We start from the raw sequence: 22,599 nt of genomic DNA on the forward strand, positions 1-22,599 counted from the left end.
GCTCACAGAATATTTCCCGCGCATCCGAAAAGCCTATCTGATCGGCGAAGCCGCAGCGGAATTTTCCGGCACGCTCGGCGACCGGGTGCCGCACGAGATTTCCGGAACCCTCGAAGTCGCCGTCGCCAGCGCCGCGCGCGATGCGCAGGCCTCCGGATTGGTCGATCCCGTCGTGCTGCTGTCGCCGGCCTGCGCGTCGTTCGACCAGTACCGCAATTTCGAAATTCGCGGCGCCAGATTCCGCGACCTCGTCACCGCGCTGGAGGGCGTCAAGCCGGTGGTGTGAGTCCAGAGCTTTCGTCAACCGCGAAGGCGGGTGACCCAGTATTCCGGAGGCCGTGCGGGCCAACCGCTGGCGCTGCGGCGTACTGGATCCTCCGCTTTCGCGGAGGATGACGACCTGTTTTGAGCGGCTGGCTCGTCCCGCTTATAAAGATGTTCGTTTCCATTAACCCCTTGGAAACCATCCTCGGCCACCAATGGGCAAACCCCTCCCTGGGAACGCCCATGATCTCCCGCGAACAACGCACCCCCCTCAGCGAATGGTGGTGGACGGTCGACCGGCTGCTGCTCGTGGCGATCATCGCGCTGATGCTGGGCGGTGTGATCCTGTCGCTGGCGGCCAGTCCGCCTGTCGCAACGAGGATCGGGCTCGATCCGTTCCACTTCTTCAACCGCCATGTGCTGTTCCTGCTGCCGTGCTTCATCGTGCTAATCGGCGTCTCCTTCCTGTCGCCGCGGCAGATCCGGCGCGCCGCGCTGATCGTGTTCGCGGTTTCCGTCGTGCTGATCGTGGCGACGCTGCTGATCGGACCGGAGGTCAAGGGTTCACGGCGCTGGATCACGCTGCTCGGCGTCAACATCCAGGCTTCCGAATCCGCCAAGCCCGCTTTCGTGGTGCTGGCGGCATGGCTGTTCGCGGAATCGGCGCGGCGGCCGGAAATGCCGGCGACCTCGTTCGCGCTCGGGCTGCTGCTGACGCTGGTGGCGCTGCTGGTGCTGCAGCCCGATTTCGGCCAGACCCTGCTGATCCTGATGGTGTGGGGCGCGCTGTTCTTCATCGCGGGCATGCGGATGATCTGGGTGGCGGGGCTTGCGGCGGCGGCGGGCGCCGGACTGTTCGGCGCCTATCTGCTGGTGCCGCACGTCGCCTTCCGCATCAAGCGCTTCATGAATCCCGGTACCGGCGACACTTTCCAGGTCGATCTGGCGATGGAAGCCTTCTCCAACGGCGGCTGGTTCGGGCTGGGCCCGGGCGAGGGCATCGCCAAGCGCAGCCTGCCGGACAGCCATACCGATTTCGTATTCGCGGTCGCGGCGGAGGAATTCGGCATCATCCTGTGCCTGGCGCTGCTCGCGCTGTTCGCCTTTGTCGTGATCCGCACGCTGGCGCGCGCCTATGCCACCGAGGATCTGTTCTCGCGCTTCGCGGCCTCCGGCCTCGCCATCCTGTTCGGGGTGCAGGCCGCGATCAACATGTCGGTCAATCTGCAACTGAGCCCGGCCAAGGGCATGTCGCTGCCGTTCGTTTCCTACGGCGGCTCGTCGATCATCTCGCTGGCCTACAGCGTCGGCATGATGCTGGCGCTGACGCGGCTGCGACCGCGCACCGAGATGGAATCGATCGGAGACGCCAACGCCGCGCCCAACTACGCGTGATGACCAACGCCGCGCGGGTATGCGCGACGGCTGCCGTCATTCCGGGATGGTCCGAAGGACCAGACCTCAGGTGCGCAATTGCGCACCGGGGGAATCTCGAGATTCCGGGTTCGCACTTCGTGCGCCCCGGAATGACGGCTTGAACCTCGCGCGTACTCGGCTATCAAGGCCCTCATGGATAATTCATCGCCCCTTATTCTGCTGGCCGCCGGCGGCACCGGTGGCCATCTGTTTCCCGCCGAGGCGCTTGGCGTCGAGCTGATCCGGCGCGGCTTTCGCGTGCGGCTTGCGACCGATTCCCGCGCGCTGCGCTACAGCGGCCTGTTCACCCGGGATACCATCGACGTCGTGCCGAGCGAGACCGTGCGTAGCCGGACGCCATGGTCGCTGGCCCGTACCGGCTTCCTGCTTGCCGCCGGCACCGCGGTGTCGCTCAACCTGATGCGGAAACTGAAGCCTGTGGCCGTGGTCGGCTTCGGCGGCTATCCGACCTTGCCGCCGCTGCTGGCGGCGAGACTGTTCGGCGTGCCCGGCATCATTCACGAGGCCAATGCGGTGCTCGGCCGCGCCAACCGGTTCCTGTCGAGCCGCGCCAGTGCGATCGCGACCTCGCTGCCCGGCGTGCTCGATCGCGACCCCGCGCTGGCCGGCAAGACCATCACCGTCGGCATGCCGATGCGCCCGGCGATCCTCGCTGCGGCCGCGCTGAAATTTGCGTCGCCTGACGCGACCGGCCCGCTCCGCCTGCTGGTGGTCGGCGGCAGCCAGGGCGCGCGGGTGATGGCCGATATCGTGCCCGGCGCGATCGAGAAGCTGGAGCCGGCGTTGTGGAGCCGGCTGATCCTGACCCAGCAGGTGCGCGAAGAAGACATGGCGCGGGTGCGCGCGGTCTATGACCGGCTCAGGATATCAGCCGAACTGGCGCCGTTCTTCATCGATCTGCCGGCGCGGCTGGCGTCGAACCATCTGGTGGTCTCGCGCTCCGGCGCCGGCACCGTGGCTGAACTCGCCGCCATCGGCCGGCCATCGATCCTGGTGCCCTTGCCCGGCTCGATCGACCAGGATCAGTTCGCCAATGCCGGCGTGCTGGCGCAGGCGGGCGGCGCGATCCGGATTGCGCAGCCGGATTTCACGCCCGACCGGCTGGCCGCGGAAATCTCCGCGCTGGCCGCCGAGCCGGAGCGGTTGACCGCGATGGCGGCCAGCGCCCGCACCATGGGACGGCTGGACGCCGCCGATCGGCTGGCCGATCTGGTGGTGAAGACAGCGGGACTCTGACGTCTTCGTCATTCCGGACGGGACGCGTAGCGGACCGATCCGGAATCCCAGGATTCCGGGTTCGCCCGCTCCGCGTGCGCCCCGGAATGGCGGAAAAAGCCCTTGTCACGCCGTGCCGAAGCAAGGCATCCAGTACCCACAGTGACAGGGATAACCGCATGAGACTGCCGCGCGAGATCGGACCCATCCACTTCGTCGGGATCGGCGGCATCGGCATGAGCGGCATCGCCGAAGTCCTGAACAATCTCGGTTATACCGTGCAGGGCTCCGACGCTTCCGAGGGCGCCAACGTCAACCGTCTGCGCGAGAAGGGCATCCGGATCTCGGTCGGCCACAAGGCCGAGAACGTCGCCGGCGCCGATGTGCTGGTGGTCTCGACCGCGATCAAGCGCGACAATCCCGAATTGATGGCGGCCCGCGCGCAGCGCATCCCGGTGGTGCGCCGCGCCGAAATGCTGGCGGAGCTTATGCGGCTGAAAAGCTGCGTCGCGATCGCGGGCACCCATGGCAAGACCACGACCACCTCGATGGTCGCGGCGCTGCTCGATGCCGGCGATCTCGATCCGACCGTGATCAATGGCGGCATCATCAATGCCTACGGCACCAACGCCCGGCTCGGCGCCGGCGAGTGGATGGTGGTGGAGGCCGACGAGAGCGACGGCACGTTCCTGAAACTGCCGGCCGACGTCGCCATCGTCACCAATGTCGACCCCGAGCATCTCGACCACTTTGGGACGTTCGAGGCGGTGCAGGACGCGTTCCGCCATTTCGTCGAGAACGTCCCGTTCTACGGCTTTGCCGTGATGTGCATCGACCATCCTGTCGTGCAGAGCATCGTCGGCAAGATCGAGGACCGCCGAATCATCACCTATGGCGAAAATCCGCAGGCCGATGCGCGGCTGCTCGATCTCGTCCCCTCCGGCGGCGGTTCCAAATTCAGGGTCGCGTTTCGCGATCGTGTGGCCGGCACCTCGCACGAAATCGCCGACCTCGTGCTGCCGATGCCCGGCCGCCACAACGCGCTGAACGCCACTTCGGCGATCGCGGTGGCGCATGAACTCGGCCTGTCCGACGACACCATCCGCAAGGCGCTGGCCGGCTTCGGCGGCGTGCGGCGGCGCTTCACCAAAACAGGCGAATGGAACGGCGTCACCATCATCGACGATTACGGCCATCACCCGGTCGAGATCGCGGCGGTGCTGAAGGCGGCGCGGGATTCCACCGACGGCCGGATCATCGCCGTGGTGCAGCCGCATCGCTTCACGCGCTTGCAGTCGCTGTTCGAGGAATTCTGCACCTGTTTCAATGATGCCGATACCGTCGTCGTTGCTGAAGTCTATCCGGCGGGCGAGGCGCCGATCGAGGGCATCGACCGCGATCATTTTGTCCTCGGCCTGCGCGCCCATGGCCATCGCGAGGTGATCCCGCTGCCGGCATCCACCGATCTCGCAGCCGTCGTCGCCGGCGTTGCGAAGCGCGGCGACTACGTCGTCTGCCTCGGCGCCGGCAACATTACGCAATGGGCCTATGCGCTGCCGGGCGAGTTGAAGGCGCTGGGGTGAAAGTGGCGACCTTCCCCGACATCACGCGCGACCTGAAAGCCGCGATGCCCGAGCTGCGCGGGCGGCTGCTGGCGAACCAGTCGCTGGCTGAGTTGACCTGGTTCCGGGTCGGCGGTCCGGCGCAACTGCTGTTCACGCCGGCGGATGAGGACGATCTTTCTTATTTCCTGTCGCATTTGCCAAGCGAGATTGCTGTCCATGTCGTCGGCGTCGGCTCCAATCTGATCGTGCGCGATGGCGGCATTCCGGGCGTGGTGATCCGGCTCGGCCCGCGCGGGTTCGGCGAGACCGCCGCAAAGGGCGATATCGTCAGCGCCGGTGCCGCCGCGCTCGACAGGCGCGTGGCCGAGACCGCGGCGGCGGCCAATATCGGCGGGCTGGAATTCTATTTCGGCATTCCCGGCACCATCGGCGGCGCGCTGCGCATGAATGCCGGCGCCAACGGCGCGGAGACAAAGGACGTGCTGATCGAGGCCGTCGGCATCGGCCGCGACGGCAGCAAGCATACGTTTGGCAATGCCGACATGAAATTCGTCTACCGCAGCAGCGGCGTCGATCCCTCCATCATCTTCACCTCGGCGCGTTTTCGCGGGACCATCGCCGCGCCCGAGGCCATTCGCGCACGGATGAACGAGGTGCAGTACCACCGCGAGACCGCGCAGCCGATCCGCGAAAAGACCGGCGGATCGACCTTCCAGAATCCGCCCGGCCACAGCGCCTGGAAGCTGATCGACGCGGCCGGCTGCCGCGGCCTGCGCGTCGGCGGCGCCCAGGTGTCGGAGATGCACTGCAATTTCCTGATCAACACCGGTACCGCGACCGGCCACGATATCGAAACCCTCGGCGACACCGTGCGCGCGCGGGTGAAGGAAAATTCCGGAATTGAGCTACACTGGGAAATCAAGCGGATCGGAATTCCCTCGTAATCGTCATTCCGGGGCGCGCGCAGCGCGAACCCGGAATCTCGAAGTTGGGCGCGAAGAAGAGATTCCGGGTCTGGTCCTTCGGATCATCCCGGAATGACGAGAGAAAAAACAGCGGAACGAAATGATGCAAATCACCATTCTTTTCGGCGGTACCAACAAGGAGCGGCTGGTGTCGGTCGCCTCGGCGCAGGCGCTGCACCGGGCGCTGCCCGAAGCCGATTTGTGGTTCTGGGATGTCGACGACACCGTGCACGAGGTCCGCTCCGGGGCGCTGCTTGGCCATACGCGGCCGTTCGAGGATGATTTCAAGCCGGGTAGTCCCAGCATCGGCGCGATCGAGGCGGCACTCGACAAGGCCAGCGCGGAGGACCGTTTGCTGGTGCTCGGCCTGCATGGCGGCCGGGCGGAGAATGGCGAGTTGCAGGCGATGTGCGAAATGCGCGGCATCCCCTTTACCGGCTCGGGCTCGGCGTCGTCGCATCTGGCCTTCGACAAGGTGGCGGCCAAGCGCTTCGCGGCCTTTGCCGGCGTGGAGGCGCCGAGCGGCGTCGCGCTGGAAGACATCGATGCGGCGTTTGCCCAATACGGCAAGCTCATTGCAAAACCGGCGCGCGACGGATCGAGCTACGGGCTGATTTTCGTCAACGCGCAGCAGGACCTCGCGGCGGTCCGCAACGCGGCGAAGACCGAGGAATACCTGATCGAGCCGTTCGTCTCCGGCGCGGAAGCCACCTGCGGCGTGCTGGAGCAGCCGGACGGCTCGCTCATCGCGCTGCCGCCGATCGAGATCATCCCGGCGGAAGGCGGCTTCGGGTTCGACTACCGGGCCAAATATCTGGCGGCCTCCACGCAGGAAATCTGCCCCGGCCGTTTCGCCCCCGAGATCATGGCCCAGCTGATGGAGCAGGCGCAGAGCGCACACAAGGCGCTGTCGTGCAGCGGCTATTCCCGATCGGATTTCATTGTCTCGCCGAAGGGACCGATTTTCCTCGAAACCAACACGCTGCCGGGTCTGACCGCGGCCTCGCTCTATCCGAAGGCGCTGAAGGCGCAGGGCATCGAATTTGCCGAATTCCTGCACGGCCAGATCGCGCTGGCGGCGCAGCGCGCGCGCAGGTAGTCGCGTTCGGGGGGAATATCCCGCCGGAGCGGGCCCGGCGGCGGGTGGCGCCGGTTCCATTGATAAAAATGATACGAATGTCGGGCAAAGTCCCGGGAACGCGGTGCAAATCAGCCCCGGCCTGCACCCGGTTTACACTTTGTTTACCAGGAAGTCCGAAGGTTAACGCTGGCGGCGCATGTGGCGCTTGGCTGCCGGGGCGTGAGCTGTTGCGGATATCCGCTTCGACGACGCATCGCGGGAACCTGGCCTCTTCTGACTTGAGGCCAGCACCCGACCCGGCATGCAAGGACGTCCCATGTGCCAGAACCCGCAAGCGTTTTCTTGCGGGCAACATATGACGAGCTCGTGCAATGGATGGTGCAGGACGCCTCGCTCGATCCTTGAGATCGCTGAGGCCCCAGGCTGACCTGAAAGCTGCCGCCATTGGCGCGGTTGTGCTGTTGCGCGAGCGGCTGGGCTTGCCGCGCAAGGTTGGCAACAATCCTGCCAAGAAGCAGCGTCTGCAGCGCGAGCAGCCGAACCGCCTGATCGCCTTGCTCGAGCGTTGTCTTCCCAACCGCGCCGGCGTCGCCGCCACCGTGCTGCTGCTCGTCGGCAGCATCGGCTTTGGCGTCGTCAGAGGCGGGCATCTCGCCGAATTCACCGCGGCGCTGAGCGACACCCGCAATGCGATGGCCAATTCCGCCGGTTTCCGCATCACCGCGGTCGCCATCAATGGCCGCAAGCAGCTGACCCAGGACGAGGTGCTCGCGATCGGCGGCGTCAACGGCCGCTCGTCGCTGCTGTTCCTCGACGCCGCCACCGTGCGTGACAAGCTGAAAGCCAATCCCTGGATCGGCGAAGCCACGGTGCTGAAGCTTTATCCCGGCCAGCTCCAGATCGATATCGTCGAGCGCACGGCCTTCGCGCTGTGGCAGAACGACGGCCGGCTCGCCGTGATTGCCGATGACGGCGCGGTGCTGGAGCCGTATCTGTCGCGCCGCTTCATTTCGCTGCCGCTGGTGGTCGGCAAGGGCGCCGATACGCGCGCGCGGGATTTTCTCGCGCTGCTCGACCGCTATCCGCAGGTGAAGAAGCAGACCAAGGCCGCGATCTTGGTCGGCGAGCGGCGCTGGAACCTGCGCCTCAAGGATGGTCTCGACATCAGGTTGCCCGAACACGATGTCGGCAACGCGCTGGCGGCGCTGTCGAAGCTCGACCGGGAAGACCGGCTGTTCTCGCGCGACATCGTCGCGATCGACATGCGGCTGCAGGACCGGCTGGTGGTGCAATTGTCGGAAGACGCCGCCAAGGCCCGCGAAGAACTGTTCAAGGAAAAGAAGCCGAAGAAGAAGGCCGGTGACGCATGACCGGCCTCGATCGCAACCAGACGCCGAAGACGCGCCCGATGTCGCAGAAGCGCACCGCGCTGGTGGCGTCGCTCGATATCGGCACCAGCAAGATCGCCTGCATGATCGCGCGGCTGAAGCCGTGCCCGCCGAACGAAGCGCTGCGCGGCCGCAGCCATGCCGTCGAACTGATCGGCTACAGCCAGATCCAGTCGCGCGGCGTCAAGGCGGGCGCGGTGGTCGATCTCGCCGAATGCGAGCAGGCGGTGCGCCAGGCGGTGGCCCTGGCCGAACGCATGGCCAAGGTTCGGGTCGAGTCCGTGTTGCTCTCGGTATCGGGCGGCCGGCTGCAGGGTCAACTGATCGAGGCCGCGGCCGACATCAAGGGCGGCGCGGTCACCTCGGCCGACGTGTCCCGCATCACATCCACCGGCATGCGCCACGCCACCGCCGAGGGCCGCACCGTGCTGCATGCGCTGCCGGTCGGTTACGCGCTGGATGGCGTCAAGGGCATCCGCGATCCCCGGGGCATGGTCGCGCGCCAGTTCGGCGTCGACATGAACGTGGTCACGTCGGAAGCCACCGCCGCCAAGAACCTGATGCTGGTGGTCGAGCGCTGCCATCTCAACGTCGAGGCCATGGCGGCGAGTCCTTATGTCGCAGGCCTGTCGGTTTTGACCGACGATGAAGCCGATATCGGCGCCGCCGTGGTCGAAATGGGGGCGGGCACCACCACCATCGCGACCTACTCCGGCGGGCGTTTCGTGCATGCCGGCGGATTCGCGGTCGGCGGGCAACACATCACCATGGATCTTGCGCGCGGCCTTTCCGCATGCATTGCGGATGCCGAGCGAATCAAGACGTTATATGGCACCGTGCTGACCGGCGGGTCCGACGCGCGCGAGTTGATGTCCGTGCCTGCTGCCGGCGACAACGAGCGGGACGCTCCGCAGATCGTGTCCCGCGCCACGATCGCGAACATCGTCCGGCATCGCGCCGAGGAGATTTTTGAAATGGTCAGGGACCGGCTCGCGGATTCCCCCTTTGCCGCAGAGCCGAGGGCGAGGGTGGTTTTGAGCGGCGGCGCTTCGCAGCTTGCCGGCATTCCCGAACTGGCCACCCGGATCCTCGGCCGTCCGGTGCGGATCGGCCGCCCGCTCGGCTTCGGCCGTCTGCCCAACGAGGCCAAGAGCGCGTCGTTCGCGGTGCCGACGGGCCTGCTGGTCTATCCGCAATACGCCCATCTCGAACATGTCGAACCGCGGCATACGCGGCAGCTCAGGACAGGGACAGACGGTTATTTCGGAAAGGTCGGACGATGGCTTCGCGAGGGCTTCTGATGACTCTTTTCCGCACCTTTAGGAATTCACCGACTCCCACGGCCGCCGGCCGGGGCGAACCAACGCGCGCGTCGTAATCGAGAGGCAACCATGGCACTCAATCTGACACCCCCCGACATCAGCGAACTGAAGCCCCGGATCACCGTCTTCGGCGTCGGTGGCGCTGGCGGCAATGCCGTCAACAACATGATCACCGCCGGGCTTCAGGGGGTCGATTTCGTCGTCGCCAACACCGACGCGCAGGCGCTGACCATGTCGAAGGCGCAGCGCATCGTGCAGATGGGCACCGCGGTCACGCAAGGCCTCGGCGCGGGCTCCCAGCCGGATGTCGGCGCCGCCGCGGCGCAGGAAGTCATCGACGAAATCCGCGACCATCTCTCCGGCGCCAACATGGTGTTCGTCACCGCCGGCATGGGCGGCGGCACCGGCACGGGGGCAGCCCCGGTGATCGCCAAGACCGCGCGCGACATGGGCATCCTCACCGTCGGCGTGGTGACGAAACCGTTCCACTTCGAGGGCCAGCGCCGCATGCGCACCGCCGAGGCCGGCATTGCCGAGCTGCACAAGGTGGTCGATACGCTGCTGATCATCCCGAACCAGAACCTGTTCCGGGTCGCCAACGAGAAGACCACCTTCGCCGACGCCTTCGCGATGGCCGACCAGGTGCTCTATTCGGGCGTCGCCTGCATCACCGACCTGATGGTCAAGGAAGGCCTGATCAATCTCGACTTCGCCGACGTCCGTTCGGTCATGCGCGAGATGGGCAAGGCGATGATGGGCACCGGCGAGGCGACCGGCGAGAAGCGCGCGCTGACCGCGGCCGAGGCCGCGATCGCCAATCCGCTGATCGACGATTCCTCGATGAAGGGCGCCCGCGGCCTGTTGATCTCGATCACCGGCGGCAAGGACCTGACCCTGTTCGAAGTCGATGAAGCCGCTACCCGCATCCGCGAGGAAGTCGACCAGGACGCCAACATCATCGTCGGAGCCACCTTCGACGAGACCCTCGATGGCGTGATCCGCGTCTCGGTCGTCGCCACCGGCATCGAGCAGGCGCTGATCTCGCGCAACGCCGGCACCACGGCGCCGGCCGTGACCAACGCGGTGGCTCCTGCTGCTCCGGTCTCGGCGCCGGACACCCGTCTGGCCGATCTGACGGCGCGGCTGCGCGCCGACAATGCCCGCATGGCCGAACGCGCCCAGAAGGGCGAAGCCGCCACCCCGGCGCAGGCCGCTCCCGCTGCACCCCAGCGCGCTTCCAGCAGCGTCGAACGCGCCGCTTTGGCCGCGATCGCCGCCGCGGTTGCCCCGGAAGCTCCGCAGGCCGCCCCGCTGCAGCAGGCATCCTATGGCGACGTCACGGTGCGCCCGATCGCGCAGAAGCCGTCGCTGTTCCCCGATCATGACGTCGCGCGCGTCGAGACCCCGGAGCCGGCGACCCCCGAGACCTTCATCCCGCAAGCCGCCGAGCGTCCGCCGGTCCGCGCGCCCCGGATGCCGAAGTTCGAAGACCTGCCGATGCCGGCCCAGGCCGAAATCCGCCAGGCCCGCGGCGAAGCCGAGGAGGAACATCCGCAGAAGGCCCGGATGTCGCTGCTGCAGCGCCTCGCCAATGTCGGCCTCGGCCGCCGCGACGAAGAGACCGAGCCGCCGATCGCGGCCCGCGCCTCCGGTCCGGCGATGCCGCCGATGCCGGAACGCAAGCCCCAGCGCACCGTGGCGCAGCAAATCGCGGCGCATGAGCCGGTCTCCGAATATGCCAGGCGGCCGGCGCCGCAGGGACTGGACGTCCACGGCCGTCCGGCACCTGTTGCTGCAACGCCACAGGGCGACGATCATTTGGATATCCCGGCCTTCCTGCGCCGCCAGTCCAACTGAAGTTTGTTACAAATCTGACGGCCAAAAAGGTCCCGGCGGTATCCGCCGGGACCTTTGCTTTTGCCGCCTCAAACGCGCCAGAGCTCCCGGCAAGCGTCTGATATTAAACGATTAATTATTTATTCGTGATTGGATATAAGGGCCGAAGCAGTGCCCGTCGCCGCCGCATTTTGGTTAACCTTTGGCGCGAATACGGCAGAGATAGGGTAACAATCGGTAAAAAAGCGTGAGTTGGCGCTGTTTGAGGCAGTCATTATGGTCTGCCGTGACTTGGGGACACTGAAGGCGAGTCGGCTGACCTGATCGGGTTTGTTCGCGTCTTTTAGTAAGTCGGGTAGTGGGCAATTAAGAATGAAATTCAGCCGGCAAACAACGCTTCGGTCGCAAGCCACTGTGACGGGCGTCGGCGTTCATTCCGGTTTACCTGTCAGCCTGACCCTCGGACCCGCACCCGTCGATGCGGGTTTTATTTTTGTCCGCTGCGGCCTCGATGGCGACGACCGCGAAGTTCAGGCGACCGCCGAATCTGTGATCGCCACCGAATTTGCAACCGTTCTGGGCGACCGCGATGGCCCGCTGGTCTCGACCGCCGAGCATGTGCTCGCAGCCCTCAGGGGCATGGGTGTCGATAACGCCATCATCGAACTCGATGGTCCGGAAGTTCCGATCATGGACGGCAGCGCCGCGGCATTCGTCGCCGCGATCGATCAGGCCGGTATCGTGGCGCAGCAGGCCGCGCGCCGCTTCATCCAGGTGTTGAAGCCGGTACAGGTGACGATGGGCGATTCGTTCGGCGAATTGCGCCCGCACGCGGCCGGCTTCCGCGCCGAGGTCGAAATCGATTTCGCCAATGCGGTGATCGGCCGACAGAGCTACAGGCTCGATCTCAATCCCGAACGGTTTCGCCGCGAGGTCTCCCGCGCCCGCACCTTCGGCTGCATGAATGACGTGGCGCGACTCTGGAGTGCCGGTTTTGCGCTCGGCGCCTCGTTCGAAAATTCGGTGGTGTTCGACGAAACCCGCCTGCTCAATACCGAGGGCCTGCGATACAGCGACGAATGCGCCCGCCACAAGGTGCTGGACGTGATCGGCGATCTCGCGCTGGCCGGCCTGCCGCTGCTGGGCGCCTTCCGTTCGGTGCGCGGTGGCCACAAGCTCAATCACGCGGTGCTGACCGCCCTGATGGCCGATCGCAGCGCCTGGCGGGTGGTCGAAGCCGAAACAGCCCGCCGTTCTTCGCGCGGTGCCGATGTCGGCAGCGGCATGGTGGGCGGCATGGTCGCTCCAGCCTACGGCCCCGACGTTTCCTGATTTTCCATTGGGTTCCAGAGCGGCACTTTCAATTCCCTCATGGTGAGGAGCACGCTGGCAGCGCTATTGCGCTGCCGGTGTGCGTCTCGAACCATCCGGCACATGCTGCCATCCTTCGAGACGCCGCGCGAAGGCGCGCGGCTCCTCAGGATGAGGTTCAACCTGTTGAAGCATCACAACCCTCGCGCCCGATTTTCCGCGGTAACCATGATCGGCCGCAAACCGGTCCGGCCGCCTTAATCCGGGCGAAATGCCTGCGTATTCGGTTGGTTAACGGACTTTTTTCGGTTAAATAGGCCCGCGGTTGCGCGACAAGGCGCCACGGGCACGGCGATCATTGCGTCCATGACCACGCTCATGGCGTGGCGGGCTCCGCATCACAGGCGTCAGGTCTTATTTCTATGTCGGCACAGCGTATGACGGCTCGTTTGGACCTCGCTCGGCTCGCTCATTTTGGTCGGCAGTTGCGGCTGGCCGCAAGCCTGGCGGTGCTGGCGGCGGTCCTGAGCGGATGCGGCGGCGGCTCGCTGTGGGACAAGTTCACCGCTAAGGACGATACCTTCAACGAAGAGCCTGCCGACAAGCTGTATAATGAGGGCCTGTACCTCATGAACCAGCGCAAGGATCCGAAGGCGGCGTCGAAAAAGTTCGAGGAAGTCGACCGCCAGCATCCCTATTCCGACTGGGCGCGCAAATCGCTGCTGATGTCGGCCTATTCGTTCTACAATTCCGGCGACTACGACAGCTGCATCGGCGCTGCGACCCGTTACGTCACCCTGCATCCCGGCAGCTCCGACGCCGCCTACGCGCAATACCTGATCGCGGCCTCGCATTACGACCAGATTCCGGATGTCTCCCGCGACCAGGGCCGCACCGAGAAGGCGATCGCCGCGCTCGAGGAAGTGATCCGGAAATATCCGACCTCGGAATACGCCAACAGCGCCAAGGCCAAGCTGGAGGGCGCGCGCGACCAGCTCGCCGGCAAGGAAATGGAAGTCGGCCGCTATAATTTGTCGAAGCGCAATTTCACCGGCGCCATCAACCGCTTCAAGACCGTGGTGACGCAGTACCAGACCACGCGCCACGTCGAGGAAGCGCTGGCGCGGCTGACCGAGGCCTATATGGCGATCGGCATCGTCGGCGAGGCGCAAACCGCCGCCGCCGTACTTGGCCACAATTTTCCTGACAGCCGCTGGTACAAGGACGCCTATAATCTGGTAAAGTCCGGCGGAGTCGAGCCCAGCGAAAACAAGGGCTCCTATATTTCCCGGGCCTTCAAGAAAATGGGTCTCGGCTAGGAATTTGGTTTAGGAAATTACCTGGCATGCTGGCCCGTCTGTCGATCCGTGACATCGTCCTGATCGAGCGGCTCGATATCGAGTTCTCCCGTGGCCTCGCGGTGCTGACCGGCGAGACCGGCGCGGGCAAATCCATCCTGCTCGATGCCTTCGCGCTGGCGCTCGGCGGCCGCGGCGATGCCGGCCTGGTCCGCCACGGCGTGGAGCAGGGCCAGGTCACCGCGGTGTTCGACATCCCCCGGGGACATCCGGCTTCGGCTATTCTCAGCGACAACGGCCTCGACGACACCGGTGAGATGATCCTGCGCCGGGTGCAATTGGCCGACGGCCGCACCCGGGCCTTCATCAACGACCAGGCCATCAGCGTGCAGACCCTGAAGGCGGTGGGCTCTGCGCTGGTCGAAATTCACGGCCAGCATGACGAGCGAGCGCTGGTCGATGCCTCGACCCACCGCCGGCTGCTCGACGCGTTCGCCGGCCTCGAAAAGGACGTCGTGGCGCTGGAGGCGCTGTGGGATTCGCGGCGCGCCGCCCTGACCGCGCTCGACGAGCACCGCGCCGGCATGGAGCGCGCCGCCCGCGAGGCGGATTATCTGCGCCATGCCTCCGATGAATTGAAGAAGCTGAAGCCGAAGGACGGCGAGGAGACCGCGCTGGCGGAGCGCCGCACCGGCATGATGCAGGGCGAGAAGATCGCGGCCGACCTGCGCGAGGCGCAGGATGCGGTCAGCGGTCATCATTCGCCGGTGTCGAGCCTGTCGGCGGCGGTGCGCCGGCTGGAGCGCCGCGCCGGCAATTCGCCCACCCTGGTCGAACCCGCGGTCAAGGCGATCGATGCCGCCATCAATGCGCTGGAGGAGGCCGACCAGCATCTGACGGCGGCGCTGATCGCCGCCGATTTCGATCCCGCCGAGCTTGAACGCATCGAGGAGCGGCTGTTCGCGTTGCGCGCCGCCGCGCGCAAATATTCGACGCCGGTCGATGGGCTCGCGGCACTGGCGGCGAAATACGCCGCCGACGTCGCGCTGATCGATGCCGGCGCCGATCAACTGAAAAAGCTCGAAGCGGCCGCCGGTGAGGCCGACAAGCGTTTTGGCGCGGCAGCTACAAAGCTCTCTGCCATCAGGACAAAATCGGCCGAAAAGCTCAACAAGGCCGTCAACGCCGAACTGGCGCCGCTGAAGCTCGAACGCGCCAAATTCATGGCGCAGATCGATTCCGATCCGAAGTCGCCGGGCCCGCAGGGTTTTGATCGCGTCGAGTTCTGGGTGCAGACCAATCCCGGCACCAAACCCGGACCGATGATGAAGGTCGCCTCCGGCGGCGAGCTCTCGCGCTTCCTGCTGGCGCTGAAAGTCGTGCTGTCGGACAAGGGCTCGGCGCCCACGCTGGTGTTCGACGAAATCGACACCGGCGTGGGCGGCGCCGTGGCCGACGCGATCGGCGCCCGCCTGGCAAGGCTCGCCGGCAAGGTGCAGGTGATGGCGGTCACCCACGCGCCGCAGGTCGCCGCCCGCGCCAGCCAGCATCTGCTGATTTCCAAGGACGCCCTCGACAAGGGCAAACGCGTCGCCACCCGCGTCAACGCGCTGGCCCCCGACCACCGCCGCGAGGAAATCGCCCGCATGCTGGCGGGGGCGGAGATCACCGCGGAGGCGAGGGCCGCGGCGGACCGGCTGCTGAGAGCGGCGACGGCGTAAATCTCTCAACGTCATTCCGGGGCGCGCGCGAGCGCGAACCCGGAATCCCGAGATTCCGGGTTCGATGCTTCGCATCGCCCCGGAATGACGAACTCAGGTACAGATCGACTCGTACAAATCGTCCCACTGCGGATTCTGCGTTTCAATCAACTGCATCTTCCAGGCGCGCTTCCACTTCTTCAGCTCTTTCTCGCGCGAAATCGCGGATATCGGATCGTCGTAGATTTCGAACCATACCAGCCGTGTGATATTGTATTTGGAAGTAAATCCCGGGACTGCTTTAATCCGGTGTTCGTAAATGCGGCGAACGATATCGTTCGTCACCCCAATATAGATCGCTCCATCCTTCCGGCTCGCCAGGATATAGACGTAGTAAGCCATGATCCGCGATCTCTACGCACCGTCATTCCGGGACTATGCGAAGCATCGAACCCGGAATCTCGAGATTCCGGGTCTGGTCCTGCGGACCATCCCGGAATGACTTTCATTTAAGCGTCATTCCGGGGCGCGTCGAAGACGCGAACCCGGAATCTCGGTACTCACAACATCGAGATTCCGGATATGGTCCTGCGGACCATTCCGGAATGACAACCCTTTAGCTTCATCATGATGGCAAAATCAAAAAAAAGCAGCTCCCCCACCGACGTCGCCAAGCTCACCAAGGCCCAGGCCAAGGTCGAACTGATGCGGTTGACGCTGGAGATCGAGGCCCACAACGAACGCTACTATCAGAAGGACGCACCGACCGTATCGGATGCGGCGTATGACGCGTTGCGCCTGCGGCTGGAGGCGATCGAGGCGAAATTTCCCGACCTCGTGAGCGGGGAATCGCCGTCGCAGAAGGTCGGCGCGGCGCCGGCGCGCGGTTTTGCGAAAGTACAGCATGCCGTTCCGATGCTGTCGCTCGGCAATGCCTTCAGCGACGAGGATGTGGCCGAATTCGTTGAGCGCATCCGGCGGTTTCTCAAACTCGATGCCGGGCACATTCCAGCCCTCGTCGCGGAGCCGAAGATCGACGGCCTGTCGCTGTCGCTGCGCTATGAGGCCGGCGAACTGGTCGGCGCGGCGACGCGCGGCGACGGTTTTACCGGCGAGGATGTCACCGCCAATGTGCGCACCATCAAGGACATTCCGCACCGGCTGAAGGGCCGCAACATTCCCGCGGCCTGCGAGATGCGCGGCGAAGTCTACATGCTCAAGAAGGATTTTATCGAGCTGAACAGGAAGCAGGCGGAAGCGGACGATACGGTGTTCGCCAACCCCCGCAATTCCGCGGCGGGCTCATTGCGCCAGAAGGATGTCTCGATCACCGCGTCGCGGCCCCTCAAATTCTTCGCCTATACCTGGGGCGAGATGAGCGAGCGTCCGGCCGACACCCAGCACGGCATGCTCGACTGGATGGACAAAGCCGGCTTCGCCGTCAATCCGCGGACGAAGCTGTGCAAGGATGTCGATGCCGTTCTCGAATTCTACCGCCGGATCGGGCAGGAGCGTGCCACGCTCGGCTACGACATCGATGGCGTGGTCTACAAGGTCGACCGGCTCGACTGGCAGGACCGACTCGGCTTTGTATCACGCAGTCCGCGCTGGGCCATTGCGCACAAGTTCGCGGCGGAGCAGGCGACGACCGTTCTCAACGGCATCGATATCCAGGTCGGCCGTACCGGCGCCCTGACACCGGTGGCCCGGCTCGAGCCGGTCACGGTCGGCGGCGTCGTCGTCTCGAACGCGACGCTGCACAAAGAGGATTACATCAAGGGCATCGGCAACGATGGAAATCCCATTCGTGACGGCGTTGACCTTCGCGTCGGAGATACCGTCGTGGTGCAGCGTGCGGGTGACGTGATCCCCCAGGTCGTCAGCGTCGTCATGGAGAAGCGGCCGAAGAGCGCAAAACCCTACAAGTTTCCCGAGACTTGCCCGGTGTGCGGCAGTCATGCGGTCCGCGAGGATGACGAGGTGGTGCGCCGCTGCACCGGGGCGCTGATCTGCCCGGCCCAGGCGACCGAGCGATTGAAGCATTTCGTGTCGCGGCTGGCGTTCGATATCGACGGGCTCGGCGACAAGCAGATCCAGGAATTCTATGCGGACGGTCTCGTGATGTCGCCGGTCGATATCTTCACGCTGCAGAAGCGCGATGCGCGTTCACAAAGCAAGCTGATGCAACGCGAAGGCTACGGCGAAACCTCGGTACGCAATCTGTTCGCCGCCATCGACGCCCGCCGCAGCATCGAGTTGCACCGCTTGATTTACGCGCTCGGTATCCGCCATGTCGGGGAGGGCAATGCCAAGCTGCTGGCCCGGCATTACGGGACCTTCGAAGCGTTTCGCGACGCCATGCTGGCGGCCGCCAAGGGCGGCACCGGCGAGGGCAATACCACGGAGGCCTATCAGGACCTCAACGATATCGGCGGTGTCGGCGAAATCGTCGCGGATGCGGTGGTCGAGTTCTTCGCCGAGCCGCGCAACGTCAAGGCGCTCGGCCAGCTGATCGACGAACTCGACGAGGTCAAGCCGGCCGAACGGCCGCGCAAGAGTTCGCCGGTATCGGACAAGACCGTGGTGTTTACGGGATCATTGACGAAATTCACCCGCGACGAAGCCAAGGCGGTAGCGGAACGCTTGGGCGCCAAGGTCGCGGGCTCGGTCTCGAAGAAGACCGACTATGTGGTCGCGGGCGAGGATGCCGGCTCCAAACTGACAAAGGCGCGCGAGCTCGGCGTAGCCGTGCTGAGCGAAGATGACTGGCTGAAGCTGATCGGGGAGTGATGCGGTTACGCTGCGTTGACGCAACGCGTCGGGCGCGCCAGACTTGACTCATAAACGACCAACCCGGAGGAAGTTCATGATCAAGGTCAGTGTGATGTATCCCAACAAGGAAGGCGCGCGCTTCGATCATCAATATTACCGCGACAAGCACATGCCGCTGGTGAAGGCGCGTATGGGCGACGCCTGCAAGTATTACACCGTCGACAAGGGTCTTGCCGGCGGCGCGCCCGGCGATCCCGCGACCTATGTCGGCATGTGCCACATCTTCGCCGACTCGGTCGAAACGTTTCAGAAGGGCTTTGGCCCGCACGCCAGGGAGATCATGGCGGATATCCCCAATTACACCGACATCGCGCCGGTCATGCAGATCAGCGAAGTCGTCGTCGAGAAATGAGGTGAGGCGCCGCGGCGTCACGCTGCTGCATTAGAACCGGGAAGCCGCGGCATACTATATCTTGTGGCAGGACAACTGCAGCCCGTCCAGCCCTTCTGTACATGGGGTTGTTTTCGCATTTTTTGTTTGGGCTTGCCCCTTCCTTTGAGCGCTCACACCCCCAGCGGCGCCGTCGCCGCGTCCAGCCACAGCTTCGTCGCCTCATCCAGATGCGGCCGCACCTCGCGGCGCACCCGCGCATGATAGTCGTTGAGCCAGCTCAATTCCCCGCCATCCAGCATGCCGAGATCGATCAGCCGCCGGTCGATCGGCGCCAGCGTCAGCGTCTCGAACGCGTTGATCGGCTTTTCGGCGCCGGCGATGTCGGCGGCGACCACCAGTTCGAGGTTCTCGATCCGGATGCCGAAACCGTCGGTCTTGTAGTAGCCGGGCTCGTTGGACAGGATCATGCCGCGCTTCAGCGGCGTGGTGCCGAGCTTGGAAATGCGCGCCGGGCCTTCATGCACCGACAGATAACTGCCGACGCCGTGGCCGGTGCCGTGATCGAAATCGATGCCGGCCCGCCACAGGAACTGGCGCGCCAGCGTGTCGATCTGCGCCCCGGTGGTGCCGTCGGGAAATACCGCGCGGGCGATCGCGATGTGGCCGCGCAGCACGCGGGTAAAGCGGTCGCGCATTTCCGCGGTGGGCTCGCCGATCGCGATGGTGCGGGTGACGTCGGTGGTGCCGTCTTCGTACTGCGCGCCGGAATCGATCAGCAACAGATCGCCCGGCGCGATCCGCCGGTTGGATTTGCGGCTAACGCGGTAATGCACGATGGCGCCGTTCGGCCCTGTGCCGGCGATGGTCGGGAACGAAACATCCTTCAGCGCGCCGGTATCGCGGCGGAAGCTTTCCAGCGCCTCGACGGTGTCGATCTCGGTGAGAGCGCCGGTCGGCGCCTCGCGGTCGATCCAGGCCAGAAATCTCGTCAGCGCCACCGCATCGCGCCGATGCGCCGTGCGGGTGCCCTCGATCTCGGTGGAATTCTTCACTGCCTTGAGCAGGCTGACCGGATCGTTGCCGCGCACCGGTTTGCCGCCGGCAGCCATGATCAGGCGGCTCAGCGCGTCGGCGGCGGTGGCGCCGTCGAGCGCGATCGCGGCACCCGCCTGCGCCAGCGTGGTGAGCTTCGGTGTCAGCGCATCCGGCTCCTCGACATCGGCGGATTGCTCGAGATGGTCGCGCGCGCTGTTGGAAAGCTTGCGGTGATCGATGAACACGGTAGGCCGGCCCTCTTTCGGCACCAGCGCATAGGACAAGGGCAGCGGCGTGTGGGAGACGTCGGCGCCGCGGATGTTGAAGGTCCAGGCCACCGCGTGCGAATCCGACAGCATCAGCGCCTCGACGCCGAGCCGCGCGATCTCGAACCGGATCCGCCGCAGCTTTTCGGCTTCCGCCTCGCCGGAAAATTGCGGGCCATGAATGGCAACCGGGCCGACCGGCGGCCCCGGGCGCTCGGTCCACACCGAATCGAGCGGATTGCTGTCGACCGCGACCAGTTCCGCGCCGGCCCCGGCGCAGGCCCCGGCCAGCCGTTCGGCTGCCGCGGAAGTATGCAGCCACGGATCAAATCCGAGGCGGTCGCCGGCCACCAGATGCCGCGCCAGCCAGTTTTCCGGCGGCGGATCGGCCAGCGGCTCGACCTGCCAGGCCTTGGCATCGACCTGCCTGGCAGCCTGCAGGGTATAGCGGCCGTCGACGAACACGGCGGCCTGCTGGGTGAGAACGATGGCGATTCCGGCGGATCCCGTAAAACCGGTCAGCCAGGCCAGCCGCTCTTCGGAAGGCGCGACATATTCGTTTTGCTGCTGATCGGCGCGGGGAATCACGAATCCCGTCAGCTTGCGCCGCGCCAGTTCCTCGCGAAACGCCGCCAGCCGCGCCGTCAGCGCTACGCCTGCCTCAGGGTCTTCGAATGTCTGGAAATGGGCTTCGAACATCGCGCGGTCACCTTAGGATTGCGAGGAGGACTTCGCAATCTGATCCATATCAAACCGATTTGGCACGAATTGTGCTTGAATATCAGCACCTGCATTAGACGGGATGGAACGAATGTCGTCACAGGCAATTGTTCCAGACATATCCGGAGGAGTGCCGGGAGTGTTTCAACTCAATGACGAGGGGATGCACAATGCCTGCTTTTACGTTTGAGAAGATCTCGCCGCCGGTTCGCCGCGGCCCGATTCCACCGATCGAACAGAAGCAACGCGGTGTCATTGTCCAGATGCTGGACCGGTTCGTCGAGGCGCGCGTGAAGCGTACCAGGCACGGCGACAAGGGCGTGATCGCGCGCCACGAGGCCAAGCCGCCCGATTAGATTCTCAGCCCACGCGCTGCATCAGCAGGCTGCTCCAGCCTTCGATCAGGAGATGCCTCTTCAGTACCAGCCCGCGCGCGCGATAGGCCGCGACCACACTTTGCGCCTGCTGCGGCAATAGCCCCGACAGGATCACCAACGCCGATGGCGCCAGATGCTGCGCCATCGGCGTTGCCATTTGCCGCAGCGGATTGGCGAGAATATTCGCCAGCACCAGGTCGAACGGCGCGCGCTTTAGAAATTCCGGGGCAGCAAAGCCGGTGGCGGGAATCGCCTGCACCAGTTCACCGGCGCCGTTGAGCCTGGCGTTTTCCCTGGCCACCCGGACCGCGAGCGGATCGATGTCGCTCGCCAGCACCTTTATCCGCAGCGCCTTCGCCGCGGCGATGGCGAGCACTCCGGTGCCGGTGCCGAGATCGAGCACGCGGCGGGGCAGGTGCGCCTTCAGCACCTCGTCGAGCAGCAGCAGGCAGCCACGTGTGGTGCCGTGGTGCCCGGTGCCGAACGCCAGCGCCGCCTCGATCTCGATGCCGAGCTTGTTGGTCGGCACTTTTGAGCGGTCATGCCGGCCATGCACGACAAAGCGCCCGGCGCGGACCGGGACCAGATCTGCAAGCGTTGCCTTGACCCAATCCTTGGCCTCGACGGTATCGAACGCGAGATCCCGCGCGGCCTCATCCCCGGCCGCGAGGCCGACTAACTCCCGGATCGCGCTCTCGTCGGGCGGTTCGGCGAAATGCACGATGACATCCCAGCGCCCGCCGGCCCCCTCGAATGCGGTGATCGCGGCCTGGCCCTCCAGGAAACTTTCATCCAGCAGATCGACCACGCGCTTGGCGGCCTGCTCATTGCCGATAACAAAGCTGGCTCGGCGGGTCGCGGGAGTGATGGTTGATGTCATCGAGGGCTTTTCGCCTCTTCAATCTTTGAGAGTTCTTGAGCGACGGCGTCAATGTGCTTCTGGCGCAGGTTCCTGACGTACCAGAACGGAAGCCCAAAACTGACGAGGACGATGATCCCTTCGGCCAGCGCCGACTTCTCCCGGTCTATCCCGGTGAATGTCGTGAACAGGATGATGATCAACACCGCACTGAAGGCGAACATGGAGCCTACTTCGCCAGGGCGGTACTTGGGCTCCGGTGCGTACTGGCTGGCCCGTTCTTTCGCAAGGAGTTGATTCGGATCCTCAACAGTCATGCCACCCCGCTTTACGCCAAGCCCTTTGACGCATTGATGTTTGGCGGCAAGCTACAGGAGTTGTCCCAGAGGTCATACAGCGAACATATCAGGATTGTTCACAGGCTAGCCGCCGGGATTTGCACAGCCAATCCACAGCCGGTTCCACCAATTTATCCACTGGTTTTCCACAGCCTGTCCACCGGTCTTCAACCGGTTGTAAAGCGGGTCAGCGTCCGGCTGACGGCCACCAGGAGAGGTCGTCCGACCACAGATAGATCGCGATCGCGGCCAGGCACATCACAATGCCGATCCAGAACATCGGCGAATGGTGGATAGGTCGGGGCTTGCGGGCATGAGAATTCATTCGATCACCTGATGGGTCTGCGGGACCTGCGGTCCCTCACTTGAACAACGCTCGGTGATCGCCCAAAATCACCCGCGCGGCATTGTGGCCGGGAGCGCCGGTGACGCCGCCGCCGGGATGGGCGCCGCTGC

At 65.0% G+C, this 22,599-nt stretch carries 19 protein-coding genes and 1 pseudogene; 15 read left to right on the forward strand and 5 right to left on the reverse strand.

Annotation, left to right across the window (positions count from 1 at the left end):
- The 12 genes and pseudogenes from murD to recN form a co-directional block, all read left to right on the forward strand.
- Positions 1-286, forward strand: a pseudogene (gene murD / locus Q8N40_RS01080) (UDP-N-acetylmuramoyl-L-alanine--D-glutamate ligase); the annotation flags it as partial.
- Between the two features lie 221 nt (positions 287-507).
- Positions 508-1,659 carry a putative peptidoglycan glycosyltransferase FtsW gene (locus Q8N40_RS01085; RefSeq protein ID WP_305710488.1) on the forward strand — a complete coding sequence of 384 codons (1,152 nt, stop codon included), beginning with the start codon at positions 508-510 and terminating at the stop codon, positions 1,657-1,659.
- Between the two features lie 174 nt (positions 1,660-1,833).
- Positions 1,834-2,937: an undecaprenyldiphospho-muramoylpentapeptide beta-N-acetylglucosaminyltransferase gene (murG, locus tag Q8N40_RS01090; RefSeq protein ID WP_305710489.1), complete on the forward strand. Its 1,104-nt coding sequence runs from the start codon at positions 1,834-1,836 to the stop codon at positions 2,935-2,937.
- A gap of 158 nt (positions 2,938-3,095) precedes the next feature.
- The gene (gene murC / locus Q8N40_RS01095) at positions 3,096-4,499 is read left to right on the forward strand and encodes a UDP-N-acetylmuramate--L-alanine ligase (RefSeq protein ID WP_305710490.1); all 1,404 of its coding nucleotides are present in this window, start codon (positions 3,096-3,098) and stop codon (positions 4,497-4,499) included.
- A complete protein-coding gene (gene murB, locus Q8N40_RS01100) occupies positions 4,457-5,425 on the forward strand; it encodes a UDP-N-acetylmuramate dehydrogenase (RefSeq protein ID WP_371135585.1) in 969 nt (322 codons plus the stop codon). Before murC ends, murB begins: the two co-directional genes overlap by 43 nt.
- Positions 5,426-5,549: 124 nt before the next feature.
- A complete protein-coding gene (locus Q8N40_RS01105; protein WP_305710492.1) occupies positions 5,550-6,545 on the forward strand; it encodes a D-alanine--D-alanine ligase in 996 nt (331 codons plus the stop codon).
- A 353-nt stretch (positions 6,546-6,898) separates the two neighbouring features.
- Entirely contained in the window at positions 6,899-7,897 is a 999-nt protein-coding gene (locus Q8N40_RS01110; RefSeq protein ID WP_305322670.1) for a cell division protein FtsQ/DivIB, read from the forward strand.
- Entirely contained in the window at positions 7,894-9,216 is a 1,323-nt protein-coding gene (gene ftsA / locus Q8N40_RS01115) for a cell division protein FtsA (RefSeq protein WP_305710493.1), read from the forward strand. The genes Q8N40_RS01110 and ftsA overlap by 4 nt, the downstream gene beginning before the upstream one ends.
- 90 nt (positions 9,217-9,306) lie before the next feature.
- Positions 9,307-11,094, forward strand: coding sequence for a cell division protein FtsZ (gene ftsZ / locus Q8N40_RS01120; protein ID WP_305710494.1), 1,788 nt, complete (start codon positions 9,307-9,309; stop codon positions 11,092-11,094).
- A 351-nt stretch (positions 11,095-11,445) separates the two neighbouring features.
- Positions 11,446-12,405 carry a UDP-3-O-acyl-N-acetylglucosamine deacetylase gene (gene lpxC / locus Q8N40_RS01125; RefSeq protein ID WP_305710495.1) on the forward strand — a complete coding sequence of 320 codons (960 nt, stop codon included), beginning with the start codon at positions 11,446-11,448 and terminating at the stop codon, positions 12,403-12,405.
- A 401-nt stretch (positions 12,406-12,806) separates the two neighbouring features.
- Positions 12,807-13,703, forward strand: coding sequence for an outer membrane protein assembly factor BamD (locus Q8N40_RS01130; RefSeq protein ID WP_305710496.1), 897 nt, complete (start codon positions 12,807-12,809; stop codon positions 13,701-13,703).
- Between the two features lie 26 nt (positions 13,704-13,729).
- A complete protein-coding gene (gene recN, locus Q8N40_RS01135) occupies positions 13,730-15,403 on the forward strand; it encodes a DNA repair protein RecN (protein ID WP_305710497.1) in 1,674 nt (557 codons plus the stop codon).
- Between the two features lie 93 nt (positions 15,404-15,496).
- Here the strand turns inward: recN and Q8N40_RS01140 are convergent, their stop codons facing one another.
- Positions 15,497-15,784: a GIY-YIG nuclease family protein gene (locus tag Q8N40_RS01140; protein ID WP_305710498.1), complete on the reverse strand. Its 288-nt coding sequence runs from the start codon at positions 15,782-15,784 to the stop codon at positions 15,497-15,499.
- A gap of 225 nt (positions 15,785-16,009) precedes the next feature.
- On the opposite strand from Q8N40_RS01140, the gene ligA reads away from it, so the two are divergent.
- Positions 16,010-18,172, forward strand: a complete 2,163-nt coding sequence (ligA, locus tag Q8N40_RS01145) for an NAD-dependent DNA ligase LigA (RefSeq protein WP_305710499.1) — start codon at positions 16,010-16,012, stop codon at positions 18,170-18,172.
- Between the two features lie 76 nt (positions 18,173-18,248).
- Complete coding sequence (locus Q8N40_RS01150) at positions 18,249-18,566, forward strand: EthD family reductase (protein WP_305322204.1); 318 nt, start codon at positions 18,249-18,251, stop codon at positions 18,564-18,566.
- A 152-nt stretch (positions 18,567-18,718) separates the two neighbouring features.
- On the opposite strand, the gene Q8N40_RS01155 is transcribed toward Q8N40_RS01150, so the two are convergent.
- On the reverse strand, positions 18,719-20,548 hold the full coding sequence (locus Q8N40_RS01155) for an aminopeptidase P family protein (protein ID WP_305710500.1): 1,830 nt from the start codon (positions 20,546-20,548) through the stop codon (positions 18,719-18,721).
- Between the two features lie 191 nt (positions 20,549-20,739).
- On the opposite strand from Q8N40_RS01155, the gene Q8N40_RS01160 reads away from it, so the two are divergent.
- Complete coding sequence (locus tag Q8N40_RS01160) at positions 20,740-20,925, forward strand: hypothetical protein (protein ID WP_305710501.1); 186 nt, start codon at positions 20,740-20,742, stop codon at positions 20,923-20,925.
- A 4-nt stretch (positions 20,926-20,929) separates the two neighbouring features.
- Here the strand turns inward: Q8N40_RS01160 and Q8N40_RS01165 are convergent, their stop codons facing one another.
- The 3 genes from Q8N40_RS01165 to Q8N40_RS01175 form a co-directional block, all read right to left on the reverse strand.
- Complete coding sequence (locus Q8N40_RS01165) at positions 20,930-21,826, reverse strand: 50S ribosomal protein L11 methyltransferase (protein WP_305710502.1); 897 nt, start codon at positions 21,824-21,826, stop codon at positions 20,930-20,932.
- Positions 21,823-22,122, reverse strand: a complete 300-nt coding sequence (locus tag Q8N40_RS01170; RefSeq protein WP_305710503.1) for a hypothetical protein — start codon at positions 22,120-22,122, stop codon at positions 21,823-21,825. Before Q8N40_RS01170 ends, Q8N40_RS01165 begins: the two co-directional genes overlap by 4 nt.
- A 208-nt stretch (positions 22,123-22,330) precedes the next feature.
- Positions 22,331-22,468, reverse strand: coding sequence for a hypothetical protein (locus tag Q8N40_RS01175; RefSeq protein ID WP_305710504.1), 138 nt, complete (start codon positions 22,466-22,468; stop codon positions 22,331-22,333).
- Positions 22,469-22,599: the final 131 nt, after the last annotated feature.

Source organism: Bradyrhizobium sp. (genome assembly GCF_030693485.1).
Lineage (GTDB): Bacteria > Pseudomonadota > Alphaproteobacteria > Rhizobiales > Xanthobacteraceae > Bradyrhizobium.